This window comes from Pseudomonas sp. LBUM1673, from assembly GCF_059695645.1.
On the sequence record NZ_CP166780.1, the window covers coordinates 2,400,561 to 2,417,902 of the forward strand.

The window sequence follows — 17,342 nt, forward strand, 5'->3', positions numbered from 1 at the left end:
TTCGGAGTCAGCTCAATGCAGTTAAAATTTTCCAGAATAGGTATCGCCCTGGCCTTCAGTTGCGCGCTTGGCACCGTCAAGGCCGAGGGAACGCTCAAACTCTACAATTGGGAAAGTTACACCAGCCCGCAGATGATCGAAAAATTCGAGAAAGAGCACAACGTAGCAGTTGAGTTGGTTGAGTACGAATCCAGTGACACTGCGCTCGCCAAGGTTCGAGACCAGTCAGTTGCAGCGGATGTAGCGGTGGTGGCAGGCAATTATTTGCCCTTGTGGATAGCCGAGGATCTGGTGTTGGCGGCCTATCCGTCTCAACTGGAAAACTTCCGCAACCTCGCTGCGCAATGGGTCGATCCGCCCTTTGATCCAGGGCGCAAATTTTCGGTTCCATGGGCTTGGGGTGTGGTGGGCGTTGCCATTCATACCGACGTCTACAAAGGGGATATCGACACCTGGTCTGTGGTGATTGATCCGCCCAAGGAACTGCAAGGGACGATTAACATTGGCGCGGACATGAACGAAGTCATCTACGCAGCCGTGCGTTATCACGGCGGCAAGATGTGTGAAGCTGATCCGCAATTGTTGCACAAGGTGCGCAATACCCTGGTCAAGGCTCGACCGACGTGGGCTTCCATGGAGTACGGCAGCGTACAAAAAATGGCCTCTGGACATTTCAAGGCCAGCATCGACTGGAATGGTGCAGCCTTGCGCCAGCGCATGATCAACCCGACGATCCGCTTCGGCCTTCCAAGGGAGGGCACGCAAATATTCAGTGACAACGTGGTTATCCTGAAGCGTTCCAGAAACGTGGCGAATGCCAAGCTGTTTATGAACTTCATCATGGAACCGAGGAATGCAGCGTTGAACTCAGCCTTCCATGGTTATGCCAGTGCTGTGGCCGGCGCCGAACAGTTCATGCCCGCGTCCATGCGGGAAGCACCGGAGTTGAGTATCCCGGCAGAGGTTTTGCGTAAGGCGCAGTTCACCTTTGCCTGCCCGGCGAAGGTGCAAGAGCAGTACGCGGCAATCTGGACAGAACTTTCGCAGTAGGTTTGCGGTTCGCGAGCAAGGTTCGGGCTGTGCCCGAGTCGGCTGGCGCCTTGGCTGGTTTCTTCCCGAAGGAAGGCACTCCCATTCGCCTTGATCAGGGTCGATCACAATGTCGAATCCACCACCGCCACATAGCCGACGCTGGCTGATCCTCGCTTTGGTCTCCATTGCGTTGCTGTTGATTTCAATCGATGGAACCGTTCTTTACGCGGCGCTTCCCCTGTTGACCCGGGATTTGCAGGCGAACGCTAACGAGAAACTGTGGATTCTGAACATCTACCCCTTGCTCGTTGCCGGTCTGTTGCCGGGGCTGGGCGCGGCGGGTGACCGCCTGGGGAGCAAGCAATTGTTCGTCAGCGGCCTTTGTGTGTTTGCGCTGGCTTCGCTGATGTCGGCCTTTGCCACCAGCCCGCAATGGCTGATCCTGGGGCGGGCGGTACTGGGCGTGGGGGCCGCGATGATGATGCCCGCGACCTTGTCGATCATCCGCCAGACCTTTGTCGATGAGCGCGAACGCTCCCTCGCCATTGGTGTGTGGGCCTCGGCGGCGGCCGGCGCGGCTGCACTGGGGCCGATTCTGGGGGGCATCGTATTGGAGTTTTATGGATGGGGGGCAGTGTTCCTGATCAACCTGCCGATCATTCTTCTCGCCTTGCCTTGCGCGCTCTATTTCATCCCGAGTCAACCCGTTCAGAAAGGCAAGGCGTGGGATTTTTCCGGCTCGCTACAGATCATGTTCGGCCTGGTGGGTGTGGTGTATGCCATCAAGGAGTTCGGTCGCCCCCAGCCTGACCTGTTTGTCGCAGCTTGTGCCCTGGCTGTCGGTTTATCGCTGTTGATTGTGTTCGTTCGGCGCCAGCAGCGCGCGATGCATCCGCTTATAGATTTCCATCTGTTTCGCGACCCGGTCTTCAGCGCCGGCATTGCCGCAGCGTTTTGCGCTTCGTTGGCGTTGCTTGGCCTGGAGTTGGTGTTGACCCAGTATTTGCAACTGGTGCAGAACCTGACACCGTTGAAGGCGGCCCTCGTCATCCTGCCACTCCCCCTCACGGCGTTCTTCGCCGGGCCCTTGACCGGCTGGTTCCTGCCCACATTCGGTAGCACGCCGGTGCTGACGGTCGCGTTGCTGATTTCAGGGCTCAGCATAGGCGCGCTGATGGTCTCGAACATGCCGTCAGCCTTTGCGCTGATGGGGTTGGGGGCGGGAGTGGGGGCCGCGATGACGGCAGCGTCGAGCATCATCATGCAGCGGGCACCTGCCACCCAGGCTGGAATGGTTGCCTCGGTGGAAGAAGTCTCTTTCGAGTTGGGCGGGGCCTTGGGTGTTACGTTACTGGGAAGCCTGGCGGGCGGAATCTACAGCCGTTTTGTCGCATTACCCGAAGCGGCCGGATCCTTCGATCAGGCGGTGGACAGTCTGGATGGCGCGCTTATTGTGGCCGCGAAGGTATCACCGGAAGTCGGGCAGCAGTTGATTTCAGCGGCCAAAACAGCCTATCAAATGGCTTATGGCTCTGTTCTAGGTGCGGCGGCTGCGCTGCTGTTAGTCAGCGCGCTCAGTATCTACCTGCTCCTGCGCGCGCCCACCACAGGTGCTGCCACTCAATGAGCCTGTATCCCTGGAGCATTCGAACATGCCACTGAATAATGCCAACAGTCTTGAACAACTGACCCGAGGCATGACCACTGCTGATCCGGCCGGGGCGCAAACTTACCGCCGCTTGATGAGGCAGGCCGTCGATATCGCGAGTCGCTGGTTGGAAACAGGCAAGCTGTTTGACGGAACGCGGCCAGCTGTACAACGAAAAGCGTTGTCCGATCTGGAGGTTTTCCTCCCGCAAGGGGTGGGCGACGAACAGGCACTGGCCGATGCCGCCGCCTGTTTTCTCGACCACGCTCTGCAAGTCCACCACCCCCTTTGCATTGCCCATTTGCACTGCCCGACAACGCTGGCCAGCCAACTTGCCGAAGTCCTGATCAACATCGCCAATCAGTCGCTGGACTCCTGGGACCAGAGCCCCTCCGCGACCTTTCTTGAACAGCATCTGGTGAGTGCGCTCCGTGCATGGACAGGCTACCCGGACGGCGACGCCGGCGTGTTTACCAGCGGGGGGACACAAAGCAATTTAATGGGCCTGTTGCTCGCCCGTGATCATCATGCCTTGCTTCGCTGGGGGGTGGACGTCAAGGACGAGGGGCTTCCTGCGTGCGCGCAAGGGATGGTCGCCGTGTGTTCGCGTCAGGCGCATTTTTCGGTACAGCAGTCGCTGTCTTTGCTGGGCCTTGGGAAAAACTCAGCGATACCTGTGTCCTGTGACCGTGACGGAAGAATGTCTGCTGACGACCTCAAGTACACGCTCGCAAGGCTCGCGAGTGAATCGCGAACGCCCTTCGTGATAGTTGCTACAGCGGGCACCACGGATACGGGCGCAATCGATCCGCTCGAAACCCTCGCTGACATCGCGCAGGCCCACGGGCTGTGGTTGCATGTTGACGCTGCATGGGGCGGTGCCTTGTTGTTATCACACAGGTATCGCCATCGTCTGCGCGGTCTTGACCGGGCCGATTCAATTACGCTGGACTTCCATAAACAGTTTTTCCAGACCATCAGTTGCGGTGCGTTTCTGCTGCGTGACGAAGCGCATTTCGAACTCATGCGCACCCACGCAGATTACCTGAACCCACCAGAGGATGATCAGGACGGCTTGCCGAACCTGGTGACAAAATCGTTGCAAACCACCCGCCGCTTCGACGCGCTGAAGCTGTGGATGAGCCTGCGCAGTATCGGAACCCATCAGTACGCGGCAATGATTGACCAGTGTATTGACCTGGCAGCCGAGGTCGCCAAGGCGATCGACGCCTCGTCAGCCTTCGAGCTGGTCAGTTGCGGGCAATTGACCAGCGTTCTGTTTCGGGTTTGCAGTCCCTTGCACGCAGCCGAGGATCGGGACGCACTGCACCGTCATATCGCCCAGGCATTGTTTGACCAGGGAATCGCCAATCTGGGAGTCACCCGCTATGCCGGTTTGATCACCTTGAAGATGACCTTGTTGAACCCCAGGACCACATTGGCGGATATCAACGTGTTACTCACTACTATTGCCTCTCTGGCCGAAGGCGGTCTACCCGGAAAGTCATGAGCAGGATGTGCTGCCGCCTCAGTCCGCAGGGGTCAACAGTGTCTGTAAATTTTCAGGGCGCCACGAGCTTAAACGGCGCCAGCGAAAACCCTTGCTCATCCACCTGCAACGCCCAGCCCTGACGATCCCAATCCCCCAGCACAATGCGTTTGGCCGCCTGCTCGCCAATCTGCAACTTGTGGATGGCGGGGCGATGGGTGTGCCCGTGGATCAAGGTTTTCACGCCATATTGCTGCATGATCCGCGGCACTTCTTCAGGCGTGACGTCGACGATGTCATTGGCCTTCATCCGCACTTGCGCACGGCTTTCATTGCGCAGCTTGCGCGCCAGTTTATGCCGGGTGCTCAAGGGCAGGTGCCGCAGGATGAACAGGGTAATCGGGTTGCGCAGGTAACGTCGCAGCTTCATATAGCCGACGTCGCGGGTGCAGAGGCTGTCGCCGTGCATCAACAGCACCGGCTCGCCGTTGATCTGCACGACACTCGGGTCTTTGAGCAAAGTGCAGCCAGCTGCTTTGCAGAAGGCCTTGCCAAGCATGAAGTCGCGATTGCCGTGCATCAGAAAAATGGCCGTGCCGCTGTCGCTTAAATTCCGCAGGGCCTGGCAGATGGAACGCTGGAACGGCGTCATGGCATCGTCGCCAATCCACGCCTCGAAAAAGTCGCCCAGAATGTACAACGCACTCGCTGAGCGGGCGCGTCCAGCGAGCAAATCCAGAAACGCCCGGGTAATGTCCGGGCGCTCCTCTTCCAGATGCAAGTCTGAAATCAGCAGTATCACTCAATGATCTCGGCTTTCTCGATGATCACGTCTTCTGCTGGTACGTCCTGATGGCCGGCTTTGGAAGTGGTGGCCACGCCTTTGATCTTGTCCACCACGTCAGTGCCTTCGACCACTTTGGCGAATACGGCGTAGCCCCAACCCTGAGCGGTTTTGCCGCTGTGGTTCAGGAAGCTGTTGTCAGCCACGTTGATGAAGAACTGGGCGGAAGCCGAATGCGGCTCCATGGTGCGGGCCATGGCCACGCTGTACTTCACGTTCGGCAGGCCGTTGTCGGCTTCGTTCTGGATGCTTGGGCGCTTGTCTTTCTTTTCTTTCATGCCTGGCTCGAAACCGCCGCCCTGGATCATGAAGTTGCCGATGACACGGTGGAAAACGGTGTTTTCGTAGTGACCGGCTTTGACGTACTCGACGAAGTTGGCAACGGTGATCGGTGCTTTTTCGGCGTTCAGTTCCAGGACGATGTCGCCATGGTTGGTGGTCAGTTTGACTTGGGTCATGATCGGTACTCTTTCAAGAAATTCATGGGTTTCGGGGCGCTTTGGCCCTCAACCGGTCTGGCCAGTGTCGGCCAAGGCACGCAGTTTAGCGTGCCGGGCGCGAATTTCGAGGCTGTTTTTCATTGGCAGCCGATTAAATGCAACCGATTGCCGACCTGCTCTGTCAGCGACTTGACAGCATCGGCTATGATAAGCCCCTTTGATTGATAACAGCCGCTTTGATTTGGCCAACTGGCCGCGCACTTGTACGTTCAAGGATCCTATGAGCAAGCCCACTGTCGACCCTACCTCGAATTCCAAGACCGGCCCTGCCGTGCCGGTCAATTTCCTGCGCCCGATCATCCAGGCGGACCTGGACTCGGGTAAGCACACGCAGATCGTCACCCGTTTCCCGCCTGAGCCCAACGGCTACCTGCACATCGGTCACGCCAAGTCGATCTGTGTGAACTTCGGTCTGGCCCAGGAATTTGGCGGTGTCACGCACCTGCGTTTCGACGACACCAACCCGGCCAAGGAAGACCAGGAATACATCGACGCGATCGAAAGTGACATCAAATGGCTGGGCTTCGAATGGTCTGGTGAAGTGCGCTATGCCTCGCAGTATTTCGACCAGTTGCACGACTGGGCGGTAGAACTGATCAAGGCCGGCAAGGCTTACGTCGACGACCTGACCCCTGAGCAAGCCAAGGAATACCGTGGCAGTCTGACCGAGCCGGGCCGCAACAGCCCGTTCCGTGATCGCAGCGTGGAAGAAAACCTGGACTGGTTCGCCCGCATGAAGGCCGGCGAATTCCCGGACGGCGCACGCGTGCTGCGGGCCAAGATCGACATGGCCTCGCCGAACATGAACCTGCGCGACCCGATCATGTATCGCATCCGTCACGCGCATCACCACCAGACCGGTGACAAGTGGTGCATCTACCCGAACTACGACTTCACCCACGGTCAGTCGGACGCCATCGAAGGCATCACCCACTCGATCTGCACCCTGGAGTTCGAAAGCCACCGTCCGCTGTACGAGTGGTTCCTCGAGAACCTGCCAGTACCGGCGAACCCGCGTCAGTACGAGTTCAGCCGTCTGAACCTGAACTACACCATCACCAGCAAGCGCAAGCTCAAGCAACTGGTCGATGAAAAGCACGTGCATGGCTGGGACGACCCACGCATGTCCACGCTGTCGGGCTTCCGCCGCCGTGGCTACACACCGAAATCGATCCGCAACTTCTGCGAAATGATCGGCACCAACCGTTCCGACGGCGTGGTTGACTTTGGCATGCTTGAATTCAGCATCCGTGATGACCTCGACCACAGTGCCCCACGCGCCATGTGCGTGTTGCGTCCGCTGAAAGTCGTGATCACCAACTACCCGCAAGGCCAGGTCGAAAACCTCGAATTGGCGTGCCACCCGAAAGAAGACATGGGCGTGCGCGTTCTGCCGTTTGCCCGTGAGCTCTACATCGACCGTGAAGACTTCATGGAAGAGCCGCCAAAAGGCTACAAGCGCCTGGAGCCGAACGGCGAAGTGCGTCTGCGCGGCAGCTACGTGATCCGTGCCGACGAAGCGATCAAGGACGCCGATGGCAACATCGTCGAACTGCGTTGCTCTTACGATCCGGAAACCCTGGGCAAGAACCCTGAAGGCCGCAAGGTCAAAGGCGTGGTGCATTGGGTGCCGGCGGCGGCCAGCGTCGAATGCGAAGTGCGTCTGTACGATCGTCTGTTCCGTTCGGCCAACCCGGAGAAAGCCGAAGATAGCGCCAGTTTCCTGGACAACATCAACCCTGACTCGCTGCAAGTCCTCACCGGTTGTCGTGCCGAGCCTTCGCTTGGCAATGCACAGCCGGAAGACCGTTTCCAGTTCGAGCGCGAAGGTTACTTCGTCGCGGATATCAAGGACTCGAAACCTGGTCATCCGGTGTTCAACCGTACCGTGACCCTGCGCGATTCGTGGGGCCAGTGATTCAGCGTTAAGGAAGGAGCATTCGTGCTTACGATCTACAACACGCTCACCAAGAGCAAAGAAGTCTTCAAGCCTCTGGATGGCAACAAGGTGCGCATGTACGTCTGCGGGATGACCGTGTACGACTACTGCCACCTGGGCCATGGCCGCAGCATGGTCGCGTTCGACCTGGTGACCCGCTGGTTGCGGTTCAGCGGTTACGACCTGACCTACGTGCGCAACATCACCGACATCGACGACAAGATCATCAATCGCGCCCGTGAAAACGGTGAGTCGTTCGAAGCGCTGACCGAGCGCATGATCGCGGCGATGCACGAAGACGAAGCGCGCCTGAACATCCAGAAACCGGACATGGAACCGCGCGCCACCGGCCATATTGCCGGCATGCACGCGATGATCCAGACCCTGATCGACAAGGGCTATGCCTACGCACCGGGCAACGGCGACGTGTACTACCGCGTCGCCAAGTTCATGGGCTATGGCAAACTGTCGCGCAAGAAAATCGAAGACCTGCGCATCGGCGCACGCATCGAAGTCGACGAGTCCAAGCAGGACCCGCTGGACTTCGTGCTGTGGAAAGGCGCCAAGCCGGGCGAGCCGAGCTGGTCTTCGCCGTGGGGCGACGGTCGTCCAGGCTGGCACATCGAGTGCTCGGTGATGTCCACCTGCTGCCTCGGCGAGACTTTCGATATTCATGGCGGTGGCAGCGACCTCGAGTTCCCGCACCACGAAAACGAAATCGCCCAGAGCGAAGCGGCCACCGGCAAGACTTACGCCAACGCGTGGATGCACTGCGGCATGATTCGCATCAATGGCGAGAAGATGTCCAAGTCCTTGAACAACTTCTTCACCATTCGCGACGTGCTCGACAAGTACCACCCGGAAGTCGTGCGTTACCTGCTGGTGTCGAGCCACTACCGCAGCGCGATCAACTATTCGGAAGACAACCTCAAGGACGCCAAGGGCGCACTCGAGCGTTTCTACCATGCGTTGAAAGGCCTGCCGAACGTGGCACCTGCTGGCGGCGAAGCCTTTGTCGAGCGTTTCACCCAGGTGATGAACGACGACTTCGGCACGCCGGAAGCCTGCGCGGTGCTGTTCGAAATGGTTCGCGAGATCAACCGTCTGCGCGAGAGCGATCTCAATGCCGCGGCCGGTCTGGCGGCACGCTTGAAGGAACTGGCCAGCGTGTTGGGTGTGTTGCAGCTTGAAGCTGATGACTTCCTGCAGGCCGGTGCTGAAGGGCGGGTCGATGCGGCGCAAGTCGATTCACTGATCCAGGCGCGCCTGACCGCTCGCGCGAACAAGGACTGGGCCGAATCCGACCGCATCCGCGACCAGCTCACCGCCATGGGTGTGGTGCTGGAAGACGGCAAGGGCGGGACGACCTGGCGTCTGGCTGACTGATTGCTGTATTGGCTACAAACAAAACCCGCCTTGTGCGGGTTTTTGTTTGTGGGTTGAGCGTAAGTGAGGCGGTGTCTGGGCCGACGTCTTCGCGGGCAAGCCTCGCTCCTACAGGGACCGCGTCATTCACGATATTGGCGAACGGCGCGGTCCCTGTAGGAGCGAGGCTTGCCCGCGAATGGTCTCAAGCCGAACGCCGCTATTGCGGCTCACTCGTCACTCGACCTGGCGCAATCGTTTGTAAAGGGTATTGCGGCTCACCCCAAGCCGCCGCGCCAAGTGCGAAATATTCCCCCCAGCCGCCTGCAACTGCCGATTCAATTCCTCGGCATCATTCAAATCAACCGCTACCGGCTCTGGCGTATCCACCGGTTCCATCTCCAGATCGACAAAAAAATCATCCGGCAAATGCTCCGGCCGCACCGGTTGTTCCTCGGCCATCGCCAGCGCCACCTGCATCACACTGCTGACCTGGCGCAAATTCCCCGGCCATGGATGACGGCTGAACAATTCCATCACCTCACGACTCAACCCGGCCCACTGCGACGGCTCACGGTGTTGCTCCCACAAGCGCTTGAACAGTGCTTGTTTATCGCTACGCTCCCTTAGCGGCGGCAACTCCAGGGTCAAACCACCAATCCGGTAATAGAGATCCTCACGAAACCGCCCCAGCTGAACCTGCTCGCGCAAGGAGCGGTTGGTCGCCGAAATGATCCGGATGTCCACCGGGAACAGCTCACTGCTGCCCACCGGTTGCACGCAACGCTCCTGTAATACCCGCAGCAGGCGGGCCTGGGTCGGCAGTGGCATGTCGCCGATTTCATCGAGGAACAGCGTGCCTTTGTCGGCTTTGCGGATCAGCCCGATGCTGCCTTTCTGGTTGGCACCGGTGAAGGCACCTTTCTCATAGCCAAACAGCTCGGACTCCACCAGTTCGGCGGGGATCGCTGCACAGTTGACGGCAATGAACGGTTGTTTGCTGCGCGAGCTGGCGTGGTGCAGGGCTTTGACGAAGACTTCCTTGCCGACCCCGGTTTCACCGTGGATCAGCAGTGGAATGTCCTTTTCCAGCAACCGCTCGGCCTGGCGCACGGCTTTTTCCACGCGGCTGTCGCCAAAATGCAGGGTATTGAGGCTGATCGCGGCGGGCGTTAGCGTCGAGGGTTCAGCGCTCTTGGGTTCAGTGCTCTTTGTTTCAGAACTCTTTATTTCAGAAAACAGCCGCGCCTGAATCGGCGCTTGTTTTGGCCGTTTCAGCAGGCATTGAAAACGGTTGCGACCCGAGGCTTGCAAGGCAAACGGCAGACCGTCCGGCTGGTTCAGCAGTTCCAGCAAAGAGACCTTGAACAGGCTTTCGACACTGACCCGCGACAGGCTGATGCCCAGCAGATTGTCGGCCCGGCGATTGGCCGACAGCACCTGACCGGTTTCATCGAAGATCAGCAACCCGGCCCATTGGCTGTCGAGGTTGTTCAGCCCGGTGTTGAAGGTCAGCTGGAAATGCTCGCCATGGAACAGGTTGAGGATCAGCCGGTTCTCTACGGTCTGGCTCATCATCTTGACCATGCCCAGGGTGTGGGACGGTGGCAGGTAGCTGTCGCTGGACACGTCCAGTACCGCGATCACCTTGCGTTCGGCATCGAAAATCGGCGCGGCGGAACCGGTCATGAAACGGTTGGCCTTGAGAAAATGTTCATCGTGCTCGATGTGCACCGCCTGCTCACAAGCCAACGCGGTGCCGATCGCATTGGTGCCGCTGCAACGCTCCATCCAGCTGGCGCCGGCGCTGAAACCGCGGGTCAGGCTCGGCTCGATGAAACGCTGGGTGCCCCAGGACGTCAGCACCTGACCCTGATTGTCGGCAAGCATGATCAGGCAATTGGAGTTACTGAGAATGTTCTCGTAATACGGCAGGACTTCCTGATGGGTGGTCTGCACCAGTGAATGCTGGCTCTCCAGTAACCGGGCGATGCCGTCGGCGGGTAGCTGATCGAACGCTGGCGCGCTCTGATGGTTGAGGCCGAACGCACGGCAACGGGACCAGGAGTCCTGGATGATGGTGTCGTGGGAGAGCGGCAGGGCAGGTGCGGCCATGGCAGTCGATCTCTGAGCAAGCTTTTATTGTTTTTATGGGTTTTGCATCACGTTTAAACGCTACATAACTGTAGGAGCCAGCCTTGCCGGCGAAGGCGATTTCAAAGGCGCCTTCGCCGGCAAGCCTGGCTCCTACGGGGCAATGTGTGGCTGAAAAGTGTTTATAGAGTGTTGTTCACTATTGTTCATTGTCAACCGGTGGACTGTTCAATTGTTCAGTCGTGGTTGTTCATTTCTGTTCAGCAACGAAAGCGGTTTTGCCGCTGTTTTGAAGATTTTCAAGCTGGATCAAAGGCTTGCAGTTTCTGGCACGAAAGTCGCTCTACAGCTCCGGTCGCTTGACTCCAATAATAAAAAGGCCGAGCCATGTCACTAATCCTGGAGCACGTCAGCCGCACCATCGAGGGCCAGACCTGGATCGACGATGCGTGCCTTAATTTCGAACCCGGATCCTTCAACGTTTTGCTCGGTCGCACGCTGTCCGGCAAAACCAGCCTCATGCGCCTGATGGCAGGTCTGGACAAGCCTGACAGCGGCCGCATCCTGATGAACGGCGTCGACGTTACCCAACGCCCAGTGCGTTTGCGCAACGTGTCGATGGTCTATCAGCAGTTCATCAATTACCCGACCATGACGGTGTTCGAGAACATCGCCTCGCCGTTGCGTCAGGGCGGCGTCTCCAATGAGCTGATTCAGAGCAAAGTGCTGGAAACCGCGAAGATGCTGCGCATCGAGAAATTCCTCCAGCGCTATCCCCTCGAACTCTCCGGCGGCCAGCAACAGCGCACGGCCATGGCCCGGGCGCTGGTCAAGGACGCTGAACTGATTCTGTTCGACGAGCCGCTGGTCAACCTCGACTACAAACTGCGCGAAGAGCTGCGCCAGGAAATGCGTGAGCTGTTCAAGGCCCGCAATACCATCGCGATTTACGCCACCACCGAACCCAACGAAGCCTTGGCGCTGGGTGGCACCACCACCATTCTTCACGAAGGTCGGGTGATTCAGAGCGGCAAGTCCTCCGAGGTTTATCACCAGCCGCAAACCGTGCTGGCGGCGGAGCTGTTCTCCGAGCCACCGATCAACTTGATGCCGGGACGAATTGCCGGCAACGAAGTCAGCTTCGCCAATTTCGTGCACTTCCCGTTGAACGTCGATCTGCGACCGGTGGGCGAGGGCGAGTTCCGTTTCGGCGTGCGCCCCAGCCACATTTCGCTGGTGCCGAGTAACGACGATGACCTCGAACTGGCAGTGACCGTCGAGGTCGCCGAGATCAGCGGCTCGGAAACCTTCCTCCACGTGCGCAATGAGTATTTCCTGCTGGTGCTGCACTTGCCGGGTGTTCACGAATACGACGTCGATGCGCCGATTCGCATCTATATCCCGACCCATAAACTGTTTGTGTTCGATATGCAGGGGCGGCTGGTTCAGGCGCCTGGTCGCCGCATTGCGAGGGTTGCCTGATGGCCGAAATCCGTTTGCAGAACCTTGCCCACAGCTACACCCCTACACCGACCAGTCCTGAGGATTACGCGATCCGCGAGATGGATCATGTCTGGGAGCAGGGCGGTGCTTATGCGCTGCTCGGGCCTTCGGGGTGCGGCAAGTCGACCTTGCTCAACATCATCTCCGGGTTGCTCAGCCCGTCCCAGGGCCAGGTGCTGTTCGACAGTAAAGTGGTCAACGAACTGACCCCGGAAAAGCGCAACATCGCCCAGGTTTTCCAGTTTCCGGTGGTCTACGACACCATGACGGTGTTCGATAACCTGGCCTTTCCATTACGCAATCAGGGCATGGACGAGGCGAAAATTTACAGCAAGGTGCATGAAATCGCCGAAGTCCTCGACCTTCAGGCGTTGCTGCACAAGAAGGCACGCAACCTCACCGCCGATGAAAAACAAAAAGTCTCCATGGGCCGTGGGCTGGTGCGTGATGACGTATCCGCGATCCTCTTCGATGAACCGCTGACGGTGATCGACCCGCACCTGAAGTGGAAGTTGCGACGCAAGCTCAAGCAGATCCACGAGCAGTTCAACATCACCATGGTCTATGTCACTCACGATCAGCTCGAAGCCTCGACCTTCGCTGACAAGATCGCGGTGATGTACGGCGGCCAGATTGTGCAGTTCGGTACGCCGCGGGAATTGTTCGAACGGCCGAGCCACACCTTTGTCGGCTATTTCATCGGCAGCCCGGGGATGAACCTGATCGAGGTCCAGTCGCAAGCCGGCGGTGTCGGTTTTGCCGGGACCCACTTGCCGTTGTCTGACGCGATGCAGAGACGCATCGCCGAGTCCGAATGGAAAACCCTGAAAGTCGGCATCCGTCCGGAGTTCGTTCATGTGTGGGAAGAACCCTTTGATGACGCGATGCAAGCACAGGTCGTACATATCGAAGACCTGGGCACCTACAAGATCATGACGCTTAACCTCGACGGCGCGCCGCTGAAAGTACGCCTGGCCGAAGACAAACCGGTGCCTGAAGGCACGGCGTACATCAGTTTTCCGGCGCAATGGTTGATGGTCTATGCCGATGATTACCTGCTGGAGGTGCTGCCATGAACAAGGTGCAGAACAACAAGGCCTGGTGGCTGGTGTTGCCGGTGTTTCTGCTGGTGGCATTCAGTGCGGTGATCCCGATGATGACCGTGGTCAACTACTCGGTGCAGGACATCTTCGACCAGTCCAGCCGCTACTTCGTCGGCGCCGACTGGTACAGGCAGGTGCTGCTCGACCCACGGTTGCATGACTCGCTGCTACGCCAGTTCATTTACTCCGGCTGCGTGTTGCTGATCGAAATCCCGTTGGGCATCGCCATCGCCCTGACCATGCCGACCAAGGGCCGCTGGTCGTCGCTGGTGCTGATCATTCTGGCGATTCCCTTGCTGATTCCGTGGAACGTGGTCGGCACCATCTGGCAGATCTTCGGTCGGGCGGACATCGGTCTGCTGGGGGCGAGCCTCAAGGCCATGGGGATCAACTACAACTATGCGGCGAATACCATGGACGCCTGGGTCACCGTGCTGGTGATGGATGTCTGGCACTGGACGTCGCTGGTGGCACTGTTGTGTTTCTCCGGGTTGCGGGCGATTCCGGACGTGTACTACCAGGCGGCGCGGATTGATCGGGCATCGGCCTGGGCAGTTTTCCGACACATCCAGTTGCCCAAGCTCAAGAGCGTGCTGCTGATCGCGGTGATGCTGCGGTTCATGGACAGTTTCATGATCTACACCGAGCCGTTCGTGCTGACCGGTGGCGGTCCGGGCAATGCCACGACCTTCCTGAGTCAGACGCTGACCCAAATGGCCATCGGGCAATTCGACCTCGGCCCGGCGGCCGCTTTCTCGCTGGTGTACTTCCTGATCATCCTGTTGGTGTCGTGGCTGTTCTACACCGCCATGACTCACTCTGACGCCAATCGGTGAGGCCTGCCATGAGCAAGAGAAAGCTTATCCCGTTGCTGATCTACATCCTGTTCCTGCTGGTGCCGATCTACTGGCTGCTGAACATGTCCTTCAAGAGCAACACCGAAATCCTCGGCGGCCTGACGCTGTTTCCCCAGGATTTCACCTTCGCCAACTACAAGGTGATCTTCACCGACCCGAGCTGGTACACCGGTTATCTCAACTCGTTGTACTACGTGAGCCTGAACACGGTGATTTCCCTGAGCGTGGCCCTGCCGGCGGCATATGCGTTTTCACGCTATCGTTTCCTCGGCGACAAGCACCTGTTTTTCTGGCTGCTGACCAACCGCATGGCACCACCGGCGGTGTTCCTGCTGCCGTTTTTCCAGCTGTACTCCTCGATCGGGTTATTCGATACCCACATCGCGGTGGCGTTGGCTCACTGTCTGTTCAATGTGCCGTTGGCGGTGTGGATTCTTGAAGGTTTCATGTCTGGCGTTCCCAAGGAAATCGACGAAACCGCCTACATTGACGGCTACAGTTTCCCTAAGTTCTTCGTGAAGATTTTCGTCCCGTTGATTGGCTCCGGGATCGGCGTTACGGCGTTTTTCTGCTTCATGTTTTCCTGGGTCGAGCTGTTGCTGGCGCGAACCCTGACCTCGGTGAACGCCAAACCCATCGCGGCGGTGATGACCCGCACGGTCTCGGCGTCCGGCATCGACTGGGGCGTATTGGCGGCGGCGGGGGTGCTGACCATCCTGCCGGGCATGCTGGTGATCTGGTTTGTTCGCAACCATGTGGCCAAGGGCTTTGCCCTGGGCCGGGTATGAGGAACTGATGATGGAATGGATGAGTTGGACCGGCCCCACGGCGGCGTTCTTCAGCGTCATCGCCTTGATCCTGACGGGCATGACGACCTGGGAGTTGCGTTCGCCGAGTGTCCCTCGACGTGGTTTTTTGCCGATTTCCACCACCCGTGGCGATCGGCTGTTTATCGGTCTTCTCGGCAGCGCCTACCTGCATTTGCTGGTAATCGGCGTAACCGACTGGAGCATCTGGGTAGCGTCCGCGTTGTCCCTGGTGTGGCTGTTGGCTGTGATGCGTTGGGGATAGGGTCTGTACGAGAACTCGCCGCGCAGGCAGTTCTCGTACAGAGCCTGCTCCGAAACCCAAACAGGAGGTCTTATGTTCGACAAAAACAATAAGCTGCGACATAGCATTTCATTGGCAGCCATGCTGGCACTCAGCGGTTTGAGCGCTTCGGCCTGGGCCGATGCCTATGAAGACGCCGCGAAGAAATGGATCGGCAGTGAGTTCAAGCCGTCCACCCTGACAGCGGATCAACAACTCGAAGAGCTGAAGTGGTTCATCAAGGCGGCGGAGCCGTTTCGCGGGATGAGCATCAAGGTGGTATCGGAAACCATCGCTACCCACGAATACGAGTCCAAGGTACTGGCCAAGGCCTTCACCGAGATCACCGGGATCAAGCTGACCCACGACCTGCTGCAGGAAGGCGACGTAGTGGAAAAACTGCAGACCCAGATGCAATCGGACAAGAACATCTATGACGGTTGGGTCAACGACTCGGACCTGATCGGTACGCACTTTCGCTACGGCAAGACCGAATCGATCACCGACCTGATGGCCAACGAAGGCAAGGCCTACACCTCGCCGACCCTCGACATCAAAGACTTCATTGGCATTTCCTTCACCACCGCGCCGGACGGCAAGATCTATCAACTGCCCGACCAGCAGTTCGCCAACCTCTACTGGTTCCGCGCCGACTGGTTCGAGCGGGCGGATTTGAAAGCCAAATTCAAAGAGAAGTACGGCTACGAGTTGGGCGTACCGGTGAACTGGTCGGCCTATGAAGACATCGCCAAGTTCTTCAGCGAAGACGTCAAGGAGATCGACGGCAAGCGCGTCTACGGTCACATGGACTACGGCAAGAAAGACCCGTCCCTCGGCTGGCGCTTCACCGATGCCTGGTTCTCCATGGCCGGTGCTGGCGATAAAGGCATTCCTAACGGCTTGCCGGTGGACGAGTGGGGCATTCGTGTCGAAGACTGCCATCCGGTCGGTTCCAGCGTGACCCGCGGCGGCGACACCAACGGCCCGGCAGCGGTCTATGCAACCACCAAGTACGTCGATTGGCTGAAGAAATACGCACCGCCGGAAGCGGCGGGCATGACCTTCTCCGAGTCCGGCCCGGTGCCGTCCCAGGGCAACATCGCCCAACAGATCTTCTGGTACACCGCGTTTACCGCCGACATGACCAAACCGGGCCTGCCGGTGATGAACGCCGACGGCACGCCAAAATGGCGCATGGCACCGTCGCCGAAAGGTCCGTACTGGGAGGAGGGTATGAAGCTCGGTTATCAGGACGCCGGTTCCTGGACCTTCCTCAAATCCACGCCTGAAAAGCAAAAACTCGCGGCCTGGCTGTACGCGCAGTTCGTGACGTCGAAAACCATATCGCTGAAGAAAACCATCGTCGGCCTGACCCCGATCCGCGAGTCGGACATCAACTCGCAAGCCATGACCGACCTGGCACCGAAACTCGGTGGTCTGGTGGAGTTCTATCGCAGCCCGGCTCGCGTGCAATGGACCCCGACCGGGACTAACGTGCCGGACTATCCTCGCTTGGCGCAACTGTGGTGGAGCCACATCGCCGAAGCCGCCAGTGGCGAGAAAACGCCGCAACAGGCACTGGACGGTCTGGCCAAGGATCAGGACGCCATCATGACGCGTCTGGAACGCTCGAAGGCGCAAGCCACGTGCGCACCGAAAATGAACCCCGAGCGTGATGCGCAGTACTGGTTAGACCAACCGGGGGCACCGAAGCCTAAACTGGCGAATGAGAAGCCCAAGGGTGAAACCGTGAACTATGCCGAACTGCTGAAATCGTGGGAAGCGGCGCGTAAGTAATCGTCTGTAACGTGAAACGCGAACGGCACCGTAAGGTGCCGTTTGCGTTTGTGCCTGTGCCGCCGCCTTCGCGAGCAAGCCC

At 58.7% G+C, this 17,342-nt stretch carries 14 protein-coding genes; 11 read left to right on the forward strand and 3 right to left on the reverse strand.

Going from position 1 to position 17,342, the window contains the following annotated elements:
* Window positions 1-15 precede the first annotated feature (15 nt).
* From ACA044_RS10820 to ACA044_RS10830, 3 genes are all read left to right on the forward strand, one after another.
* The gene (locus tag ACA044_RS10820; protein ID WP_497446339.1) at window positions 16-1,050 is read left to right on the forward strand and encodes an extracellular solute-binding protein; all 1,035 of its coding nucleotides are present in this window, start codon (window positions 16-18) and stop codon (window positions 1,048-1,050) included.
* Window positions 1,051-1,159: 109 nt separating this feature from the next.
* Entirely contained in the window at window positions 1,160-2,659 is a 1,500-nt protein-coding gene (locus tag ACA044_RS10825; RefSeq protein ID WP_497446340.1) for an MFS transporter, read from the forward strand.
* A 25-nt stretch (window positions 2,660-2,684) separates the two neighbouring features.
* The gene (locus ACA044_RS10830) at window positions 2,685-4,190 is read left to right on the forward strand and encodes a pyridoxal phosphate-dependent decarboxylase family protein (protein WP_497446341.1); all 1,506 of its coding nucleotides are present in this window, start codon (window positions 2,685-2,687) and stop codon (window positions 4,188-4,190) included.
* Between the two features lie 52 nt (window positions 4,191-4,242).
* Here ACA044_RS10830 and ACA044_RS10835 read toward each other — a convergent pair whose 3' ends face one another.
* Both ACA044_RS10835 and ACA044_RS10840 read right to left on the reverse strand, forming a co-directional pair.
* Window positions 4,243-4,971, reverse strand: coding sequence for a UDP-2,3-diacylglucosamine diphosphatase (locus ACA044_RS10835; protein WP_497446342.1), 729 nt, complete (start codon window positions 4,969-4,971; stop codon window positions 4,243-4,245).
* Entirely contained in the window at window positions 4,968-5,471 is a 504-nt protein-coding gene (locus ACA044_RS10840; RefSeq protein ID WP_038982475.1) for a peptidylprolyl isomerase, read from the reverse strand. Before ACA044_RS10840 ends, ACA044_RS10835 begins: the two co-directional genes overlap by 4 nt.
* 262 nt (window positions 5,472-5,733) lie before the next feature.
* Between ACA044_RS10840 and ACA044_RS10845 the strand changes: the two genes are divergently transcribed.
* Together ACA044_RS10845 and cysS are read left to right on the forward strand one after the other, a co-directional pair.
* The gene (locus tag ACA044_RS10845; protein ID WP_497446343.1) at window positions 5,734-7,431 is read left to right on the forward strand and encodes a glutamine--tRNA ligase/YqeY domain fusion protein; all 1,698 of its coding nucleotides are present in this window, start codon (window positions 5,734-5,736) and stop codon (window positions 7,429-7,431) included.
* A gap of 24 nt (window positions 7,432-7,455) precedes the next feature.
* Window positions 7,456-8,838, forward strand: coding sequence for a cysteine--tRNA ligase (gene cysS / locus ACA044_RS10850; protein ID WP_497446344.1), 1,383 nt, complete (start codon window positions 7,456-7,458; stop codon window positions 8,836-8,838).
* Between the two features lie 216 nt (window positions 8,839-9,054).
* Here cysS and ACA044_RS10855 read toward each other — a convergent pair whose 3' ends face one another.
* On the reverse strand, window positions 9,055-10,932 hold the full coding sequence (locus ACA044_RS10855) for a sigma-54-dependent Fis family transcriptional regulator (RefSeq protein ID WP_497446345.1): 1,878 nt from the start codon (window positions 10,930-10,932) through the stop codon (window positions 9,055-9,057).
* Window positions 10,933-11,298: 366 nt separating this feature from the next.
* Between ACA044_RS10855 and ACA044_RS10860 the strand changes: the two genes are divergently transcribed.
* The 6 genes from ACA044_RS10860 to ACA044_RS10885 all read left to right on the forward strand — a co-directional run bounded on the left by ACA044_RS10860 (window position 11,299) and on the right by ACA044_RS10885 (window position 17,260).
* Window positions 11,299-12,393 (forward strand): ABC transporter ATP-binding protein, encoded by a 1,095-nt coding sequence (locus ACA044_RS10860; RefSeq protein WP_497446346.1) that lies wholly within the window; start codon window positions 11,299-11,301, stop codon window positions 12,391-12,393.
* On the forward strand, window positions 12,393-13,490 hold the full coding sequence (locus ACA044_RS10865) for an ABC transporter ATP-binding protein (protein ID WP_497446347.1): 1,098 nt from the start codon (window positions 12,393-12,395) through the stop codon (window positions 13,488-13,490). Before ACA044_RS10860 ends, ACA044_RS10865 begins: the two co-directional genes overlap by 1 nt.
* A complete protein-coding gene (locus ACA044_RS10870; RefSeq protein ID WP_074878246.1) occupies window positions 13,487-14,353 on the forward strand; it encodes a carbohydrate ABC transporter permease in 867 nt (288 codons plus the stop codon). The genes ACA044_RS10865 and ACA044_RS10870 overlap by 4 nt, the downstream gene beginning before the upstream one ends.
* An 8-nt stretch (window positions 14,354-14,361) precedes the next feature.
* On the forward strand, window positions 14,362-15,162 hold the full coding sequence (locus ACA044_RS10875) for a carbohydrate ABC transporter permease (RefSeq protein ID WP_007896138.1): 801 nt from the start codon (window positions 14,362-14,364) through the stop codon (window positions 15,160-15,162).
* A gap of 10 nt (window positions 15,163-15,172) precedes the next feature.
* Complete coding sequence (locus tag ACA044_RS10880) at window positions 15,173-15,445, forward strand: DUF2160 domain-containing protein (RefSeq protein WP_497447202.1); 273 nt, start codon at window positions 15,173-15,175, stop codon at window positions 15,443-15,445.
* Window positions 15,446-15,517: 72 nt separating this feature from the next.
* The gene (locus ACA044_RS10885; protein WP_497446348.1) at window positions 15,518-17,260 is read left to right on the forward strand and encodes an ABC transporter substrate-binding protein; all 1,743 of its coding nucleotides are present in this window, start codon (window positions 15,518-15,520) and stop codon (window positions 17,258-17,260) included.
* Window positions 17,261-17,342: the final 82 nt, after the last annotated feature.